The 17,460-nt window shown below is 66.7% G+C and carries 13 protein-coding genes and 2 pseudogenes; 9 read left to right on the top strand and 6 right to left on the bottom strand.

Annotation, left to right across the window (positions count from 1 at the left end; genetic code table 11):
- Positions 1-13: 13 nt before the first annotated feature.
- The 4 genes and pseudogenes from ACJ512_RS18915 to ACJ512_RS18900 form a co-directional block, all read right to left on the bottom strand.
- A pseudogene (locus ACJ512_RS18915) lies at positions 14-297 on the bottom strand (2Fe-2S iron-sulfur cluster-binding protein); the annotation flags it as partial.
- A 53-nt stretch (positions 298-350) separates the two neighbouring features.
- Entirely contained in the window at positions 351-1,334 is a 984-nt protein-coding gene (locus ACJ512_RS18910; protein WP_407689561.1) for a Rieske 2Fe-2S domain-containing protein, read from the bottom strand.
- A gap of 579 nt (positions 1,335-1,913) precedes the next feature.
- A complete protein-coding gene (locus tag ACJ512_RS18905) occupies positions 1,914-3,599 on the bottom strand; it encodes an IS1634 family transposase (protein ID WP_461479795.1) in 1,686 nt (561 codons plus the stop codon).
- Between the two features lie 163 nt (positions 3,600-3,762).
- On the bottom strand, positions 3,763-4,530 hold the full coding sequence (locus ACJ512_RS18900; protein WP_407687080.1) for a FadR/GntR family transcriptional regulator: 768 nt from the start codon (positions 4,528-4,530) through the stop codon (positions 3,763-3,765).
- A gap of 541 nt (positions 4,531-5,071) precedes the next feature.
- Here ACJ512_RS18900 and ACJ512_RS18895 point away from each other — a divergent pair.
- Positions 5,072-5,248 (top strand): hypothetical protein, encoded by a 177-nt coding sequence (locus ACJ512_RS18895; RefSeq protein WP_407687079.1) that lies wholly within the window; start codon positions 5,072-5,074, stop codon positions 5,246-5,248.
- A 225-nt stretch (positions 5,249-5,473) separates the two neighbouring features.
- On the opposite strand, the gene ACJ512_RS18890 is transcribed toward ACJ512_RS18895, so the two are convergent.
- Positions 5,474-6,214, bottom strand: coding sequence for a FadR/GntR family transcriptional regulator (locus tag ACJ512_RS18890; protein WP_407687078.1), 741 nt, complete (start codon positions 6,212-6,214; stop codon positions 5,474-5,476).
- A gap of 293 nt (positions 6,215-6,507) precedes the next feature.
- On the opposite strand from ACJ512_RS18890, the gene ACJ512_RS18885 reads away from it, so the two are divergent.
- The 7 genes and pseudogenes from ACJ512_RS18885 (at position 6,508) to ACJ512_RS18855 (ending at position 14,773) form a co-directional block, all read left to right on the top strand.
- Positions 6,508-8,007, top strand: a complete 1,500-nt coding sequence (locus ACJ512_RS18885) for a class I adenylate-forming enzyme family protein (RefSeq protein ID WP_407687077.1) — start codon at positions 6,508-6,510, stop codon at positions 8,005-8,007.
- Positions 8,008-8,016: 9 nt separating this feature from the next.
- Positions 8,017-8,313, top strand: coding sequence for a hypothetical protein (locus tag ACJ512_RS18880; RefSeq protein WP_407687076.1), 297 nt, complete (start codon positions 8,017-8,019; stop codon positions 8,311-8,313).
- A 31-nt stretch (positions 8,314-8,344) separates the two neighbouring features.
- On the top strand, positions 8,345-8,803 hold the full coding sequence (locus tag ACJ512_RS18875; protein ID WP_407687075.1) for a MaoC family dehydratase: 459 nt from the start codon (positions 8,345-8,347) through the stop codon (positions 8,801-8,803).
- Positions 8,804-9,040: 237 nt separating this feature from the next.
- The gene (locus ACJ512_RS18870; RefSeq protein WP_407687074.1) at positions 9,041-10,234 is read left to right on the top strand and encodes a thiolase family protein; all 1,194 of its coding nucleotides are present in this window, start codon (positions 9,041-9,043) and stop codon (positions 10,232-10,234) included.
- A gap of 37 nt (positions 10,235-10,271) precedes the next feature.
- Positions 10,272-11,138 carry an NAD(P)-dependent oxidoreductase gene (locus ACJ512_RS18865; protein WP_407687073.1) on the top strand — a complete coding sequence of 289 codons (867 nt, stop codon included), beginning with the start codon at positions 10,272-10,274 and terminating at the stop codon, positions 11,136-11,138.
- Positions 11,139-11,218: 80 nt separating this feature from the next.
- Positions 11,219-13,563, top strand: a pseudogene (locus ACJ512_RS18860) (acyl-CoA dehydrogenase family protein).
- A 28-nt stretch (positions 13,564-13,591) separates the two neighbouring features.
- Positions 13,592-14,773: an acyl-CoA dehydrogenase family protein gene (locus ACJ512_RS18855; RefSeq protein ID WP_407687072.1), complete on the top strand. Its 1,182-nt coding sequence runs from the start codon at positions 13,592-13,594 to the stop codon at positions 14,771-14,773.
- 10 nt (positions 14,774-14,783) lie between these two features.
- On the opposite strand, the gene ACJ512_RS18850 is transcribed toward ACJ512_RS18855, so the two are convergent.
- Positions 14,784-15,785, bottom strand: a complete 1,002-nt coding sequence (locus tag ACJ512_RS18850; protein ID WP_407687071.1) for an acyl-CoA dehydrogenase family protein — start codon at positions 15,783-15,785, stop codon at positions 14,784-14,786.
- A 91-nt stretch (positions 15,786-15,876) separates the two neighbouring features.
- On the opposite strand from ACJ512_RS18850, the gene ACJ512_RS18845 reads away from it, so the two are divergent.
- Positions 15,877-17,391 carry a class I adenylate-forming enzyme family protein gene (locus ACJ512_RS18845; protein ID WP_407687070.1) on the top strand — a complete coding sequence of 505 codons (1,515 nt, stop codon included), beginning with the start codon at positions 15,877-15,879 and terminating at the stop codon, positions 17,389-17,391.
- The last annotated feature ends 69 nt before the right edge of the window (positions 17,392-17,460 follow it).

Raw genomic sequence — 17,460 nt, 5'->3', positions numbered from 1 at the left:
CGGCGCGTCGCGCCTATTCGTCGTAAGTCACTTCGACCACATCAGACGTGGGCCGGGCCTGGCAGGCCAGGATCAGTCCGTCGGCGAGGTCGTCGGGCTCGAGGATGTCGTTGGTATCCATCTCGATCTCGCCACTGTGCTTGAGCACGGCACAGGCGCCGCAGTGACCCTTGCGGCAGGAGACCGAGCGTCGATGCCCTCATCGAGTACGACGTCGAGCAGCGTGGCGGTGCGCGGCCACGATACAGTGCGGTCCTGCCCATCGACGCACACGACCGCGGCGGCCGGCGGTCCGTCCTTATCCAGGGCCACCCGTCAGGTCAGGGTGGGATCGGTGAGGCTCACCGCTGCTATCCGGAGACCGCCACCGGTTCCGGCGGATAAAAGCCGTGAGCCCAGCTCCGCAACTTATAGAAGCCGTCGGCCTCCGATGGCGTGAGCGCCGGTTTGTCCAAGTACTTCTGATACTCCCAGATGTTGATATCGTCGGGCAAAGCGGCTTTCGCCCGTTTGAGCCGCTCGGCGTAATTGTCCGAACCCGAGATCCAGTAACTGGCGAAGATGTCACAGGTGCCATCGCCAACTGGCGTCGCATTGATGGCGATCACGCGGATACCGTCGGCGGTGCATTCGCCATTGATGGCGTATCCGATTCCTGACCAATAGATTTCGATGGTGTTGCGGTTATCGTCCGGGCGGTCCACCCCGTTTGCCCAGCGCCGTCCGAAACCCACCTTCGCGTGCCAGACGTGCTCGTCGATCGTCTCGCTGAGCACCACCGGACTGATCGGCGTGCCGTGGACGAAGCGGAAGTGGTGCGGATCAACAGCGTTCTCGGCGATGATCTGAGGGTGCACCTTCACCTGTGAGAACAATTCTCGCTCGTCATCCCCGAGGGGGCGATAGTCCTGCGTGACGACGTCTGCATTGAGCAGATTTTTCCAGTCCGGTAGCTGCCACAGCGGTTCGCGTCCCCGGGCGTCGTGCCAGATGAAGATGCAGTCGTTGAGCTCGGTGATCCGCCACGGGCGAACCCTGCGTGCCCGGTTGGGGCGAGGCTCATACGGAATCCGCACGTTCCGCCCCTCACCGCTCCACACCCAGCCATGGAAGGGGCACTGGATGCCGTCCTCGACAACGCATCCGCCGCGGGCCAGATTGGCGCCGAGATGCTGACAGTGGGCGTCGAGCACGCTGACGTGACCGTCCACGCCGCGAAAGATCACCATGTCGTTGCCGAAGTACCGCAGCGCCTTGACCGCGCCTGCCGGCACATCGGCGCTCCACGCGACTTGAAACCAACCAGTGGGCTGCATGCTGGGCGCCTGACTCATGTCGCGATCGTGCCATTTCTTTGACAGATATGTCAAAAAATTTCACTGATTCAGTCGTGGTCGCGCCGCGCCGTCCAAAGCTTTGCGCAGCCGTCACCGCGTAAACCCTCACAGGACCCCGGCGGCCCGGGGGTGCCTGGATCGAAGCCATGGGCCCGCGCAACAACACGTATCCGCGGATCACGATCGGCCTTGGCGGACCGGGTTGATCGGGAGGCGCACCCACGGCAGATCGGATCCGGCTGGCCACCGTAGTCGCAATCGAGGTGGATCGAGCGCGAGCCTGTGGCCCGGCGATGAGCCGCTCCCGTGCCGCCGTCGAAGCCGCTGAACCGCGGTTGCCGCACCGGCTGGACTTGGCGTCACCAATTCACTGCGCCCGCCGGATCACCGGATGGCCTTGCCGCCGTTGCAGTTCGGCGTCCGCTGCTAGCCAGCGACACGAAACCGCGCATCCTCGGTGATTTCCTAGCGGGAGTTTCCGGCCTTCGTTGGTCGATGGCCTGATTTGCCCTGGTGGGGTTGGGTTTTTGGGCGGGGCTGGTGTATTACCCAAGTCGTTGTGTTGGGCGCTGTTGGTCAGCGGGTGGGTGCGTATTGGTGGATTGCGAACAGGTCGGCGAGTCGCTGTTGGGTGGGACTGGTGTCGGTGAGCATGCGCTGCACGCGGGGCCGTCCCTTGCTGCCGTCGTGGTAAATCAACACGGTCTCTTGGATGCCGGAGAGTTCGTCGAGTAGTTCGCGTACCGACAGGTGCAGCCCGGCGTGCTCGGTCTGGCGGCGCATCAGGTGGGCGACGGCCAGGGCGAGCACGCAGTAGAACACGTGCACCCGGATCTTGGAGTCGGTCCAGTGGTGCATCGGGCTGAACGAGACTACGTGGGGGTCTTTGAGCTGGCGGAACCCGAATTCGGCGTCGGATTGCGATCGGTAGGCGGCCACCACGTCGGGTACCGGCCAGTCGCGGTTGGTGAATAGGATGCGCTTGCCGAACAGCCGTTCTTGCAGACGCTTTCGGGCCTTGGTGTCGGTGCGCCAGGACAGCCTCAATTGGGCGGGCGTCTCGCCGGTGAGGGTGGTGGTGATGATGTCGGCGACCCAGCGGGGTTTGAGGATCGCGGTGATCTCGGCCTGGACCTGGTCGCGGTCGCGGCGGGTGCGGCCGCGCGCGAGGCGAGCGGCCAACTCGGCCAGGCGGCGCCGGGCCTTGGCCAGGGTCTGGTCCAGGCCGCGGGATTGCTTGGCCGCCAGGTTCGCCGAGTGGGTGAGTACCGCTCGGCGGGTGACGCCGAGCGCGGTGACGGTGGTGTCGACATAGCGCAGCCCGGGGTAGCGGTCGTCGTCCACGGGCCGGTAGTCCCGGGTCGGGATCTGCAGCAGTTCGGGGTGATCGCTGGGCGGCAGCGAACCGACGAACCCGATCCGGTGCGCCTCCACTACCGCATGGTTGTCGCTGCTGTTTTGCCCGGCGTCATAGACCACGGTCAGCGACTCCACGTGCTCGACCAGGTCCCGGTAGCGGGTGAGCAGTTCGTCGACGACGGTGCTGAACTGGGTGACATCGGGCCGGTCCCCGGGATAGGGGTGGCTGATCACCGGCACCCCGCCGTCGCGGGTGACGACCAGGGCCAGCCCGACCAACCGCAGATCGGTGCGTTTCTGCTTGGCCTTGCCCCGCTGCGCGATCGGCGCGCGGTCGTTGCCGGTGTCGATGAAGGTGGCGAAGTTGGTCATGTCCAACGCCAGCCCGGTCAAATCCAGCCCGAACTCGGTCACCATCCGCCGTCCCAGCCGGGTCTCGATCTCACGCAGTTCGGTCTGGCCGAGGCGGTCCATCGCGTCCCAGAACCGGCGATGATCCAGCGCGGCCCGGTCCAGCTTCACCCACCGCGACCCGGCCGTGGTGGCCCACCAGTCAGCGAAGCCACGCTTGGAACATGGGTCGACAATCCGGTTCGCGCACGCCAGGGCCACATAGGTGCCCACCGGTGCGGCCGCGTTCGCGTACCGGGGCGCCACGTCGTTGACGATGCCGGCCACATCCAGCCGGGCCAGCATCGACCACACCGCAGCCAGATCCCCGAACTGCTTGTGCTGGCTACGGATCGGCTGCCCGGCCGGCGTCGCCGACAGCTTCGCCATCACCTCCTCCGCGCTGCCCAAATACTGCTGAGACACGATGCGCGGCTTACCTTGCACGCGGGCCGATTCCACCAGGTAGTAATAGGTCTGCTTGCCGCGCCGCTTACCCACGATCGACGCCATATATGGGTAATACACTCCAGCCCCACAAACATCAAGCACCACAACGCAAGACACGCCGATCAGCTACAAAGGCTGGAAACTCCCGCTAGGGCCCGGGCGAACGCCATCGCATAGTGGGAGCACATCGGGTCGACGTGAACCCATCTCCGCGCGACCGGCGTTGTCAATCCATGATGTCGCGAACTTTGGTCTTCTCGTAGCCCTTGAGCAGTGCTCCCGCGGCGTTCTGCATGTGCCTGCGCCAATGGGCTTCCGCTCCGGCTCCGTTGCGTGCCTCGACCAGTTCGGTGAGGCGGTGATAGGACCGGAGCAGTTTGTCGTACTGGTCTTGGGGCACCGCGTTCTCGGTGGCGAAGACTGCCACGGTGGTGTGTCGCTCAGAGATCTCGTGCAGCATCCCCGCGATCATCGCCAGGGTCGCGTTGCCCGACAGCTCGACAATCCTGCGGTGGAAGTTCGCCGATGCACTGGCCAGTTCTCCGGCTTTCCAAGCATCCGGAACCGCATCAACCAGACGCCTCACTTCCTTGTGCGCCTTGACGGTGCCAACCTCCGCGAGCAGTTTGGCGGCAGCCGGCTCGATCGCGATACGAGCGGTCATCACGTCGGCGAGCGTAGCGCCGGAAAGCTCCAGTATCAGTCCGGCCGGACGGGCGACGATCTCGGGACCCGGGACACATACTCGCGCCCCGGTGCGTGAGCCGCGCCGAACCTCAACCAGTCGTTCGGACTCCAGCACCCGCACCGCTTCGCGCAGGGTCGGTCGACTCACCTGAAATTGCGCCATTAGCTCGGACTCGTGCGGGAGGAAGTCTCCGTCCTTGAGTCGTCCGTCTACGATCATCTTGCGCAGGGTTCCCGCCACGAGCTCGAAAGTTTTCGGCGACCGAACCGCAGCCGGCTCCGGCGCGAGTGACCGCCGTTGAGTCACCGAAACCTCCTCAGGCCAACGTATACAACTCAGTAAACCATGTTGTCTCGGTCGGCGCGGTGATCCCGCCACGATGGACGCAGTACTGCAGCGCGACGACCGACCCGGGGCCAGAGCACGCTGTACAGACGGCAAGAACCATTGCGGACCTCGCCTCATAGCACCAACAACAAGCAGACATGGCAGACGATGCTGCTGCCCGCCGAGAAGCGGTTGAAGGCCACTCCGATCGTCGGGGCCTGTCGATCCAAAGCATCGATCCGCAAACGACGCGGCGCTCAACGTCGCCGTTTGCATCGGCTGCCCCGGCGTTGACGGCCGCGATTTTCGCGCTCTACCGAAGCGATATCGCCGTTGGTGATGCCGAGCGTGTTGATGAGGTTTCGGATCAGCGTGTTGGCGCAGCACACGCGTCGCGCCGGATACATCCTCGGTTCCGATAGCCATCAAGTCGGCCAGGCTGGCCCGGGATGTCCTAGGCACCGTCTCGTCGGGTTCGTCGAGGACGAGATCGTCGGTGCCGACGAAATAGGACCGAACGGTGGCGGTTCCGATTACGGCGCCCTCACACGTCAACGTGCACAAGGCCAGCGAGCTGGCCCACTTCGGGCCCAAAGTGGAAGCCGCGGCGATGACCGGAACCCCGGCCGCCATCGAGGCCCGCCCCCTGGCGTCGGGGCTCAGCTCGAAGGCAAGTTCGCTGTCCACTGTCCACTGATCGCTGTCGCGGCGAAAGTGGTTGACCAGCCCGCCAACTGCATTGACTAGGATCGCCAGCGGTCCGACCGTCGGTAAGCCGGTGAACGGATTGACCAGGGCTGCCCGCGGTATCGTCGCCGCGCTACTTGGACTGGTGTCGGTGTCGATCACGTCGATGTCGACGGGGCGCAGGAGATGAAGTGGCGTTCCGGTCGCCTGCAGAACTCCTCGCTGCAGACCACTGTCAATCGAGAAGGTCGACCACCGTCGACAATTCGGCACCGGTTAACACGAATTCCTCGGCCTTGCGCAGGTGTCGGCTCCACAGCTCGCCGGCCTTCTCGGCCTCACCCGCTTTGATCAGGTCGACAATCATCCGGTGGGTCTTCGCCGATCGCCGTACCGCCTGTTCGGCCCGCGTGCCGGCCGTGGGCTGCAAGGACCGGTTGGCCTTTTCGATGATGTGATGCAGCATCGCGCTGACGATCTGCAACGTCTTGTTGCCGGAGAGTCGAGCGATCGCGGCATGAAAATCAGTCAACTGATCGGCGGCGTGGGCCCCTTTGATGAGTTGAGCGTCTCGTTCGACCATGTCCTCCAGTTCAGCGATGACCGCCGGGTCGCGGTCTTTCGCCAACTGGACGACCATCGGGGTTTCCAACGCGACGCGGGCATCGAAGACGTCCTTCACTGTGACGCCTTCGGACTCCAAGACCAGCCCGGCGTACCGGGCCAGTGTCTCGCGACGTGGACGGGTCACGCGGGCCCCGCCGCGCACCCCGCGCTGCACCTCGATCAGCGACTCGGACTCCAGCACCCGAAACGCCTCGCGCAATGTGGGGCGCGACACCCCGAACCGCTCCATCAACTCCGATTCGGGAGGGAGCATCGTTCCCTCGGCGATCTCGCCGCGGATGAACATCCTGCGAAGCACGGTGGCTACCCGATCGGCCATCTTTGGCTCGCGAAGGCTGGTGACCTCCATCATGTCCTTCCGTCGGCCTGCACCATCAATTCACTAACTGATTCACAGGTTAGCCGACCGGCGCCCGAAGGCGGCGGCCAGACATGGGTTCTGTGTGCAACGTCATCGCTGATCGCCGCCCTGGCCTAGTCAATCCGTCGTGACGTCGCACGCTAGTCGGCAAGCCGCCGGCTGATGCGCCGGTTCTCCAACTACCACCACAGAACTAGATAACCATATATCTGATTCGCTAAGGTGTTGGCACAGGCCCGCAGGTTGTCTGCCGCGTGGGCAAACGACGAGGGATGAACGCTGTGACGATTTCGCTGCTGCTGGAGATGGCGGCCGAAGCCCATCCTGAGCGCACCGCGCTGGTGTCTGGCGAACGGCGCTGGACCGCCCGGGAACTCAGTGATCTCGCCGACGGCGGTTCCGGCGTTATCGTCATGTCGGGCGCGCAGCATGTCATCTACGTTGGGGTCGGCGGGGCAATGCTGCCAGTGTTGATCTTCGCGTCAGCGCGTGCGGAGCGCGGATTCACCCCAATCAACTACCGCCTGTCGGCCGAGGCGATGCAGGAGTTGATCACGCGGCTGCCTGACCCCCTGGTCGTTGTCGACACCGGCTACTGCGACATGGTCGCCACCGCGGCCCAACGGGTGATCACCTCTGAGGCGTTTCTTGCCTCTGCTGCTACGGCGGGGCCCGCCAACGGGTTCGCCGATCCCGACGCGATCGCGATCGTGCTCTTCACCTCGGGCACCACGTCTAAGCCGAAAGCGGTTGAACTATCGCATGCAAATCTGACGAGCTACATCACCGGCACGGTCGAGTTCGACTCGGCAAGCTCCGAAGATGCGGCCCTGATCTGCGTGCCCCCGTATCATATCGCTGGGGTCAACGCGGCGATCTCGAACCTGTACGCCGGTCGGCGGATGGTGTACTTGCCCAGCTTCGACGCCCGGCAATGGGTCCGGCTGATCGTTGACGAGCAGGTAACCACCGCCACGGTGGTACCCACCATGCTCGAGCGCATCGTGACATTCCTCGAGCAGGAGCCGACGGATCTGCCGAGTCTGCGCAACCTTGCCTATGGTGGGTCGAAAGTGGGCCTGCCCCTCTTGCGCAGGGCGCTGGACCTGCTGCCCGGAGTCGGGTTCGTCAACGCCTACGGTTTGACCGAAACCAGCTCGACGATCGCTGTGCTGACCCCCGACGATCACCGCATGGCCCACAACCATCCCGACGCGCCCATCGCCAAACGGCTGGCGTCGGTAGGCCGACCCGTGCCCGGCATCGAGGTGCAGGTCCGTGCCGCCGACGGCACCGTTGTCGGGCCGGGAGAGACCGGCGAGCTTTACGTGCGGGGCGACCAGGTATCGGGTAAGTACAGCGAAATCGGCTCGGTGCTCGATGACCAGGGCTGGTTTCCCACCAGGGACGTGGCCACTCTCGACGAGGACGGCTACTTATTCATCAGCGGGCGCTCCGATGACACGATTATCCGGGGCGGTGAGAATATCGCACCCGCCGAACTCGAAGACGTGCTCATCGAACATCCCGATGTGCGCGAAGTCGCGGTCGTCGGAGTGGAGGACCCGCAGTGGGGCCAGGCGATCGTGGCCGTGGTGGTGCCCGCCGCCGACATCGACCCAGATCCCGAAGAACTGCGTGCGCATGTCCGCAAGCACCTGCGGGGTTCGCGAACGCCAGACCACGTGGTTTTCCGCGAGGAACTGCCGACGAATCCGACCGGCAAGATCCTGCGCCGCGACATCGTGGACAGCCTGCGAAATGTCAACGCCCAGAAGTGAGGACGCACCATGGTGAAGAACGGCACCCGCCTGCAGAGCCAGGTCTGCGACACCCAGGTCATTGTCATCAAGTCCGCCGACAGTCTTGACGATCTGCGCTGCGGGGGCGCGCAGATGGTGGCATTAGGTGCCGACCGCACCGGTGAACTCAACCCGGCGTTCGCCGACGGCACCCTGATGGGCAAGCGCTACGTCGACGACCACGGTGCCGAAGTCTTGGTCACCAAAGCCGGCGCCGGCACACTGAGCATCGGCAATACCCCCCTGACCCTCAAAGAAGCTAAGCCACTGCCGGCCAGCGACTGAACGATATCGAGCCCAGTGCGAGGAGCGGACCGTGAAAGTTATCACCTCGGTCGATGACGCCGTCGACGCCGTTGGCCAGGAACTCGGCGTCGGCAATTGGAAAGAGATCGACCAGCAGCGTATCGACGCCTTCGCCGACGTCACCGAGGACCATCAATGGATCCACGTCGACACCGACCGCGCCAAGGGCGAAAGCCCTTACGGTGCCACGGTCGCCCATGGCTTCCTAACACTGTCGCTCATTCCGAAACTGAGCAAGGACACCTACCGGGTCGACAACGCCAAAATGGGGGTCAACTACGGACTCAACAAGGTGCGCTTCCTGGCCCCGGTGACCCCGGGCAGCCGGATCCGCGTGCGTTCCGAGCTCGCCGCTGCCGACATGGTCAACGACAACACCGTTAACCTCACCGTGCGCCACACTCTCGAGATCGAGGGGCACGAGCGACCTGCCGCCGTGGTCGAGCTGATCGCTCGGTACATCTTCTGAATGCGGTTGTGGAATCAGTGCGGCCGGTGGACCGTGACGCAGCCGGCCGGACCGAGGTCGGCTCCCGCCCAAATCCGCTATACAGTTATCGATATCGGCACGGGGTGCGGCCCCGCGGTGTCGTGGGAATGTGCAGGAGAGGATCTATGAGCCAGAAGATGGCCAACGGTGTTGGAAACCGTGCCGTCCGGCGAGCGCCGATCGGCAGTCGTCGGGGCCATCCGTCCCGGTGTCGGCATGAATGACGGACCCTTCGACGGCAAAGCTGTCATCACCGGCGCGGGCAAGTCTCAAGTAGGGCGGCGGCTGGGACGCACTGGCCTGGAGCTGACCCTGGAAGCGGTGCTGCGAGCGATCGCTGACGCCGGCCTGGAGCCCGACGACGTTGACGGCATCGCGAGCTATCCCGGTCCGGGTGTGCCTGATCCCGGGTTCTCCGGCGCCACCATCACCGAGGTCCGCAACGCTCTGGGGCTCAGCTGCCGGTGGTACGTCTCGGCGATGGAGACCGCGGGCCAGATCGGCCCGGCGATCGAGGCGTGCATGGCGGTCACGCTGGGGCTGGCCAATCACGTGGTGGTTTACCGGTCGGTGTGGGAATCCACCGCCGCGCATCAGGCAGGGGGCGGTCGCGCTTCGGTCCTCTTCAGTGGCGGCAAGTTGCCGCCGCACCTGGAGTGGGTCGCCCCCTTCGGCGCGCTCTCGGCGGCCAATTGGCTGGCCATGCCCGCCCAGCGGTACATGCACGACTTCGGTTTGACCCGTGAGCAACTGGGTTGGATTGCGATCAACGCGCGCCGCAACGCCGCACGCAATCCCGATGCCGTCTACCGGGACCCGATGACGATGGAGGACTACCTGGGCGCCCGGATGATCTCCGAACCGCTGTGCCTGTATGACTGTGATGTTCCCTGCGATGGGGCGACTGCGGTCATCGTCTCGCGCCGCGACGCTACCCGCGGTCTTCCGCGCCATCCCCTGACGGTGGAATCCGTCGGGCCGGGCATGTTCGAGCGCGCCACGTGGGATCAACGCAGCGATGTGACCACGATGGCCGCCCACGATTCAGCCGCCACGCTGTGGAAAAACACCTCGATGACCCCCGGCGACGTCGACATGGCGCAGCTCTACGACGGATTCAGCTTTTTGACGGTGATGTGGCTGGAGGCCATGGGATTCTGCGAGCACGGCCGCGTCGGCGAGTTCGTCGACGGCGGTGAACGGATCGCCCTCGATGGAGATCTGCCGCTCAACAGCAGTGGCGGCCAGCTCTCGGGTGGCCGTCTGCACGGTATGGGCTTTCTGCATGAGGCCTGCGTCCAGCTGTGGGGTGAGGGCGGCCAACGCCAAGCGCCCAAAACCCCGGAAGTGGTGGCCGTCGGGGTCGGCGGCGGACCGGTGGCTGGGTCAATGTTGTTGAGCAGCCGCTGATCTCACGCTCGCGGGCCATTGCACGAAAGGACCCTCAATGCCGTCCATCGGATTCATCGGTGCGGGACAACTCGGCGAACCGATGGTGAAACGCCTGCTCGCTGCCGGGCATCCAGTGACCGTCTACGCGCGGCGCCCAGACGTGCGTTCACGGTTGGCCGATCAGGGCGCGGCAGTAGCTGCGTCGGTGGCCGACCTCGCCGCCGATAGCGACATCCTGATCTCCTGTCTGTTCTCTGACGCCCAGCTGCGCGCGACCGGATTGGGCCCAGAGGGGTTCATCACCAACGCCAAACCCGGCGCGGTGTTCGTATCGCACACCACCGGAACCGCCGCCACCCTGACCGAGCTGGCGGATAGCGCCGCGGGCGCACCGGCGATCCTCGATGCGCCGGTCAGCGGTACCGCCGACCACATCGCCGCGGGCACGCTGACCGTGCTCGTCGGCGGGCGCGGCGACGACGTCGAGCGGGTACGACCGATCCTGGCCGCCTACGCCGACCCGATTCTCGCCACCGGCGAACTCGGGAGCGCGCTTCGAATCAAGCTGATCAACAACATGTTGTTCGCGGCCAACGCGCAGCTGCTGGCCGCGGCTGCGCAGGTCGGTGAACAACTCGGTATCGCACCGCAGGCGTTCCTCGATGCGCTGCTGGTGTGCAGCGGATCCAGCAGCGCAGCGGCCTACGCAAAAGGGATTGGCGGACTGGGTAGATTCTCGGAGGCGGCCGCGCCGTTCCTGGCCAAGGACGTGGCCGCCGCCATCGCCGCCGCCGAACAGGCCGGAGTGGATCTCGGACTCCTGCAGGCAGTGGTCACCGAGGGGCCGCTGGACTTGGCGGCCACCGTAAGGGCGGGCGGGCCGCCCGCGACGGGGTTGCCATCTGCCGGTAACACACCCTGATCCTCGGGGACTCGCGCCGCTTCTTGCCAAGAGGCCCCGTCACGATGGACACTGATCGTAGGTAACTCACCAAGTTAACTATGTTAGGTTTTTCTGTGAACCAGTCCACCGCGTGGCGACCGCGGCTCCAGGAGTTGCTTGCCGACTACGTCCGTCGCCAGGCCGAGCTCAGAGCCGAGGCCAAGGCCGACGGGGTCAAGATCGACCGGGTCGATGCTGCGCGGGCCTGGCATGCCGAGCTCGTGGACCATGGGCTCGCCGCGCCGGGATGGCCCAAGTCGGCTGGTGGGCTTGAGCTTTCCGTCGAAGAGCAGCTCGACTACTACCGGATGACCACGGCGGCCGGCGCGCCGCCACACCGTGTCAGCTGTCGTTCATCCTCGCGCCGACACTGATCTCCCACGGCACGCAGGAGCAGAAGGATAGGTTTTTGCGGCCGTTGCTGCGGGCCGACGAGTTCTGGTGTCAGGGATTCTCCGAACCGGGCGCCGGCAGCGATTTGGCGTCATTGTCCACACGTGCGGTTCGCGACGACGGCATCTATCGGGTCACCGGCCAGAAGGTGTGGACGTCGATGGCCGACCGTGCTGACTGGATGTTCGCGCTGGTGCGCACCGGGCCGGCCGGCCGCAGCACCGACGGCATCACCTACCTGCTGATTCCGATGGACAGCCCGGGAATCACCGTACGTCCGCTGCGTGACATCAGCGGCGGCGCGCACTTCGCCGAGGTGTTCTTCGACGACGTCGAGGTCCCCGTCGACAATCGCGTCGGCTTCGAAGGACAGGGCTGGTCGATCATGCGGACCTCGCTGGGCCATGAACGCGCCACGGCATTTCTCGCCGACGAGTTCAGGTACCGCCGCACGGTCGACCAGGTATTCAGACTGCTGGTGACGCGTGGGCTCGACGTCGATCCGCTGGTGCGCCAGCACGTTGCCCGACTGGAGTCCGACGTGCGCGCCATTGCCGCCAACAGCGCCCGGGCGCTGTCTGCTGTGCTGCGCGGTGAGGATCCCGGCGGGGTCGCTTCGGTCAACCGGCTGGTCAAATCGGAGTTCGAGCAACGCATGCATGCCCTGGCGCTGCGCGCCAGCGGTCCCCACGGCGCGCTTGGCAGCCGCGCGGCCGACGCCGTCGACGGTGGCCGCTGGACCTACGGTTACCTGATGAGCCGCGCCACCACCATTGGGGCGGGCACCGCCGAGATTCAGCGCAACACCATCGCCGAGACGGTGCTGGGCCTGCCGTCCCACCGTGGCGAGGGCACACGGGCTGCGGCCGTCGTCGCCGGTGCCCCGCTGGCCGTGGCCGATCCCAGCGAAGACGAATTACGCTCTGTGCTGGCCAAGGCCCTGCGCACGCGTGTCGACGTGACGGCGCTGCTGGACTCCGGGCGCCGCTTCGGCATCGCTGACACCGCGCTGTGGTCGGCGCTGGTCGACTTTGGGCTGCCCGGGTTGGCTGTCGAGGAGTCGGCGGGCGGCGCCGGCGCCGCGCCACGGCTGCTGTATGCGGCCATCGAGGAGGCCGCCGCGGCGCTGGCGCCCGCACCGCTCGTTCCCACCGTCATCGCCCTCGACGTCGCCGTGCAGACCGGCGCCACCGCGACGGCGCAGCGCATCACTGCTGGGGCTGCGGCCGCGTTCGCGGTGCCCCTCCACGATGACGGCTGGGTCACCAGCGGTATCGAGCTGCCGGTGTGGGACGGGGCCCGGCTCACCGGAGTCGTGCCCGTCGTGGCCGGAGCTCCAGCGGCCGAGATCTTGTTGGTGCTGGCCCGATCGGAAGGCGGAGAAGGTGAACTGCTCGTGGCTGTGGATCCCGGCGACGCGGGCGTGGACGTCGCCGCGCAGCAGCCGCTGGATCTGACCGCGACCATCGGTTCGGTGACCCTCACCGGCGCGACCGGGCAGCCGCTGAGCTCCGGCGCCACTCTTCGGCGTGGGTTGTGCGCCGCCCGGCGGCGGGCCCTGCTGGCTGTGGCCGCCGACTCGCTCGGCGTGGCCGCCCGCGCGCTGAGCATGGCGGTGGCCTGGGCCGGTGAGCGTCAGCAATTCGGCCGACCGATCGGCAGCTTCCAGGCGGTCTCGCACCGCTGCGCGGACATGCTCGTCGCGCTGGAAGGCGCGCGAAGCCAGGTCCAGGCCGCCGCGGCGGCCGATCTGGACGACGACGAGTCGGACTGCCTGGTCAATCTGGCCGCCGCGGCCGCCCTGGACGGCGCGGTCGGGGCCGCCGAGGCAATGATCCAGATCCACGGCGGGATCGGCTTCACCTGGGAGCACCCCGCCCACCTGCTGTTGCGCCGCGCCCAGGCCAACGCCGTGGCGGTGGGCCGGGCCGAGGTGCTGCGCGACCGCGCCGCGCGCGAGTTGCTGGCCCCGTTGCAGCAACACCGCCTCGAACAGGTATTGACCCGATGACGATTCGCTGACGGCGGGCACTAAACCGATGGAATACGGGACGGGTCCGGAACTGCAGGCCTTCCGCGCCGAAGTACGGCAGTTCATCGCCACATATGCACCGGCGATCCCGCCGCGCGCCGGGGTGCGCAGCGCCGAGGACGCGCATGAGAATGAACTCCTCAATCAGTGGGCGGCCCGGCTCTACCAGGCGGGCTACGCGGGCGCCGACTGGCCGACCGAATACGGTGGCCGCGACGGCTGGACCACCGAGCACGGGGTGGTGGTCGGCGAGGAGCTGGCGCGGGCGCAGGCGCCCGGCCTGCCCAGCGGCAACGTGCTGGCCGCCCAGGCGCTCATCTCCTATGGCACAGACGAGCAGCGCCGCCGGCACCTGCCGGCGATCCGCGAGGGTCAGCAGAAGTGGTGCCAGCTGTTCTCCGAGCCCGGTGCGGGCAGCGACCTGGCCGCGCTACGCACCAAAGCGGTACCCGACGGCGACATCTACCGCGTCAACGGCCAGAAGGTGTGGACGACCGACGGGCACTGGGCGCAATTCGGCTACCTGCTGGCCCGCACCGACGCCGAGGCGCCCAAGCACCAGGGCATCAGCGCGTTCATCTGCGACATGTCCGCACCCGGTGTCACCGTGCGTCCGCTGCGCGAGATCACCGGGACGTCGGACTTCAACGAAGTGTTCCTCGACGACGTTGAGATCCCCGCGGCCAACATGATCGGTAAGCCCGGCCAGGGATGGGCGATCGCCAACTCCACACTGGCCCATGAACGCGGCAACGTCGGCGCCATCGTCGTCAAGCTGCGACTGGCCCTGGAAGCGCTGACCGATCTGGCCCGCCGGGTCACCATCGATGGCCGCCGTGCCCTCGACAGCGACCGGGTCCGTGACCAGATCGGGATGTTCACCGCGCAGGTGGACGCCCTCTCGGCGCTGACCTACGCCAACATCACCCGATGGACCCGCGGGACCGAGCGCCGCCACGACGCCGCGATGGCCAAGCTGATGTTCAGTGAATTGAACCTGGCCATCGCGACCTTCGCCGTCGACCTGGCCGGGGAGGACGGTGTTCTGGTGGGTGGTGACCCGCAGGTGCTCGACGGCGGACGCTGGCAAGACGAGTGGCTCTATGCTCGTGCCTTCACCATCGCCGGTGGCAGCAGCGAGATCATGCGCAACCTCATCGCCGAGCGCGGGCTCGGCCTGCCGCGCTGACCGGCGGCGCCTAGCCTGCGACCAGCGCAGCGCGATGCTCGACCACGGTGCCGTCCATCGCCTCGTCGACCTTGGTCCGCCGCAGCAGCAGGTGCAGATCGTGCTCCCAGGTGAAGCCGATACCGCCGTGCACCTGCAGCGCGGTCCCGGCAACCTCGGTCGCCGCGGCTTTGGCGTAGGCCGCCGCCGAGGACACCGCGCGGGATCGCTGCGTCGCCGGCGCGGCGGTGTCGAGCGCCAGCGCACCCGCCCACAACGTCGACCGGCCCGCCTCCACAGCGAGCGCCATATTCGCGCAATGGTGTTTGACCGCCTGGAACGAACCGATCGGCACGCCGAACTGCTGGCGCTGACCGGCGTAGACAACGGTCATCTCCAACAGTCGTGAGGCCGCCCCGAGCGCGTCCATGCCGCGGTGAACCGCCAACGCATCCCGGACGAATCCCGCCGTGCCAGACGGTAGCGGCAGCCGCGCGGCTTCGGACGGGTCGAACCCCACACGCGCCCACGACCGGCTCAGATCCAGCGTCGACATCGGATCCAGCCGCGGGTTGGTCACGACGGACAGATAGTCACCTTCGTCCGTCTCGCCGACGACCACGACTCCGGTCATATCGGCCGCCATCGGGACCGGACTGCTCAGATCGGTCAGCGTCACCGGCGCGCGGGTCAGGCCGAACAGCGCCTCGCCCTCGGCCGCCGCCGGTGCCTGCGGCGCACCCGACACTCCGAGCAGCCAGGCCGCGATCGCCAGATCAGCGATCGGCAGGGAGCTCGCAGCGTAGCCGTGGGCCTCGGCCAAGACGGCCAAGTCGACGTGACCGCCGTTCACCTCGGGCGTCAACAGTGCCAACAGCCCGGCCCCGGCGGCGTGCGACACCGCGTTCGGGTCGACGGTGACCGGGGAGCTGTCCAGCATTGCGCGCGCCCGCGGGATCGGATCATTGCGAGTCAGCCACGACCATTCGGCATCGGCGAGCTGTTGTTGCTCACTGGAGAGCCCGAAGTCCATGCCCGTCCTTTCCAGTAGGTTGACCTAGTAAACCATGTCGTCTATCTTCGGGGAACTGGACGTCGCACCGAACCGAGCAAGGACGCAAACGATGACGAGCCTCCCCGTAGCGCTGGCGCGGTTGTGGGATGCCGACGATTCCGCCGCGATGGTGCAGCGCGATGGGCGCTGGTTTTCCTGGGGACACGTCAGGTCACTGACCGAGCGTATCGACCGCGAGCTTTCCGCCGCCGGCTGCGGGCAGGGCGGCCGGGTCGCGGTCGTGCTCGGCAACCGCGTGGAGTCGGTCGCCGCACTGTTGGCGATCCTCCGGGCGTCCCGGACGCTGGTCACCCTCAGCCCGCTACAGCCCCCCGAGCGGCTCAGCACCGATCTGGCCGCGACCGGCGCCGGGTATGTTCTGGCTCCCGAAACCCTCTGGTCGAACGCTGATTTCACCAAGGCGGTCGCCGACCTGGCCGCGGCGGGATGGTCTGTAGAGGGGGACGCGGTAACACCTCGCGCGCAAGCCGGTCGCGAAGCGGTACCCGGCGACCCAGACGTCGCGATCGAGATGCTGACCAGCGGCACCACCGGGCCGCCCAAACGCGTCCCGCTCACCCGCGCCCAGCTCGAAGCGGCCCTGGCTGCGGCGCTAAAGCACAACGAGCGCCCGGAAGTACGCGCCAAGGCGCCGCTGACCGGCGCCGTCGCCCTGGTGACCTTGCCCATCGTCCACATCGGCGGCCTGTGGGGGCTGCTGCAATCGCTGATCTCGGCGCGCCGATTCGTGTTGCTGGAACGCTTCACCGTCGCGGCCTGGCATGCAGCGGTCAAAGAACACCGGCCCGCGCTGGTCGGGTTGCCGCCACCGGCGATCCGCGCGGTCCTGGACGCGGACATCCCCCGCGAGGATCTGGCCAGTGTCCGCGCGATCAACGCCGGCACCAGCCCTGTCGATCCGGCACTGGTGGACGCTTTCTGGCAGCGATACGGCATCCCGATCCTGATCGTCTACGGCGCCACCGAGTTCTCCGGCGCCGTCGCGGGATGGACGCTGAAGGATTTTCACGCCCGCTGGACCGACAAGAAGGGCAGCGTCGGGCGCGCGTTCCCCGGGGTACGTCTGCAAGTGATCGACGACGACGGCGCGGTGCTGGCGCCCGGGCGGACCGCACGACTGCAGGTCGCCTCGCCACAGGTCAGCGGATCCGGTGATCGCTGGGTCACCACCAGCGATCTGGCGCATCTCGATGACGAAGGATTCTTATACATCGATGGCCGCGCCGACGACGTGATCTTGCGGGGCGGGTTCAAGATCGCGCCGGCGACAGTGGTGCAGGCGCTGCGACGTCATGAGGCTGTGCACGACGCCGCAGTCGCCGGGTTGCCCGACCCTCGGCTAGGTCAAGTTCCACTCGCCGCCGTGGAACTCCGCGCCGGCACCTCGGTGACCCCCGAGGAGTTGCGGGCACACTGCCGGTCGATCCTGACGCCGTACGAAGTGCCAGCCCAGATCTTCGTCGTCGGCGAACTGCCGCGCGGCGCTGCATTGAAGGTCGATCGGCGCAGGCTCACCGAGATGCTCGACGAGCTGCGATCATCGACGCCGACCGCGGCCACCTGAACCCGGTTGTTGACGGTCCTGTTCCAGCCACGTCCTACGGAGAAGCCCTATGCCACACACAGTCATCAT

This window comes from Mycobacterium cajalii, assembly GCF_045809005.2.
In the GTDB taxonomy this organism is placed as follows: domain Bacteria; phylum Actinomycetota; class Actinomycetes; order Mycobacteriales; family Mycobacteriaceae; genus Mycobacterium.
The sequence above is the reverse complement of the archived record's forward strand: the minus strand, read 5'-3'. Positions and strand labels throughout refer to the sequence as shown.

What these genes read in the sequence shown, in the direction of transcription:
- ACJ512_RS18910 (WP_407689561.1), bottom strand. Translation starts at nt 1,334, where the DNA reads ATGAGTCAGGCGCCCAGCATGCAGCCCACTGGTTGGTTTCAAGTCGCG.
- ACJ512_RS18905 (WP_461479795.1), bottom strand. Translation starts at nt 3,599, where the DNA reads ATGGCGTCGATCGTGGGTAAGCGGCGCGGCAAGCAGACCTATTACTAC.
- ACJ512_RS18890 (WP_407687078.1), bottom strand. Translation starts at nt 6,214, where the DNA reads ATGGAGGTCACCAGCCTTCGCGAGCCAAAGATGGCCGATCGGGTAGCC.
- ACJ512_RS18880 (WP_407687076.1), top strand. Translation starts at nt 8,017, where the DNA reads ATGGTGAAGAACGGCACCCGCCTGCAGAGCCAGGTCTGCGACACCCAG.
- ACJ512_RS18870 (WP_407687074.1), top strand. Translation starts at nt 9,041, where the DNA reads ATGAATGACGGACCCTTCGACGGCAAAGCTGTCATCACCGGCGCGGGC.
- ACJ512_RS18865 (WP_407687073.1), top strand. Translation starts at nt 10,272, where the DNA reads ATGCCGTCCATCGGATTCATCGGTGCGGGACAACTCGGCGAACCGATG.
- ACJ512_RS18855 (WP_407687072.1), top strand. Translation starts at nt 13,592, where the DNA reads ATGGAATACGGGACGGGTCCGGAACTGCAGGCCTTCCGCGCCGAAGTA.
- ACJ512_RS18850 (WP_407687071.1), bottom strand. Translation starts at nt 15,785, where the DNA reads ATGGACTTCGGGCTCTCCAGTGAGCAACAACAGCTCGCCGATGCCGAA.
- ACJ512_RS18845 (WP_407687070.1), top strand. Translation starts at nt 15,877, where the DNA reads ATGACGAGCCTCCCCGTAGCGCTGGCGCGGTTGTGGGATGCCGACGAT.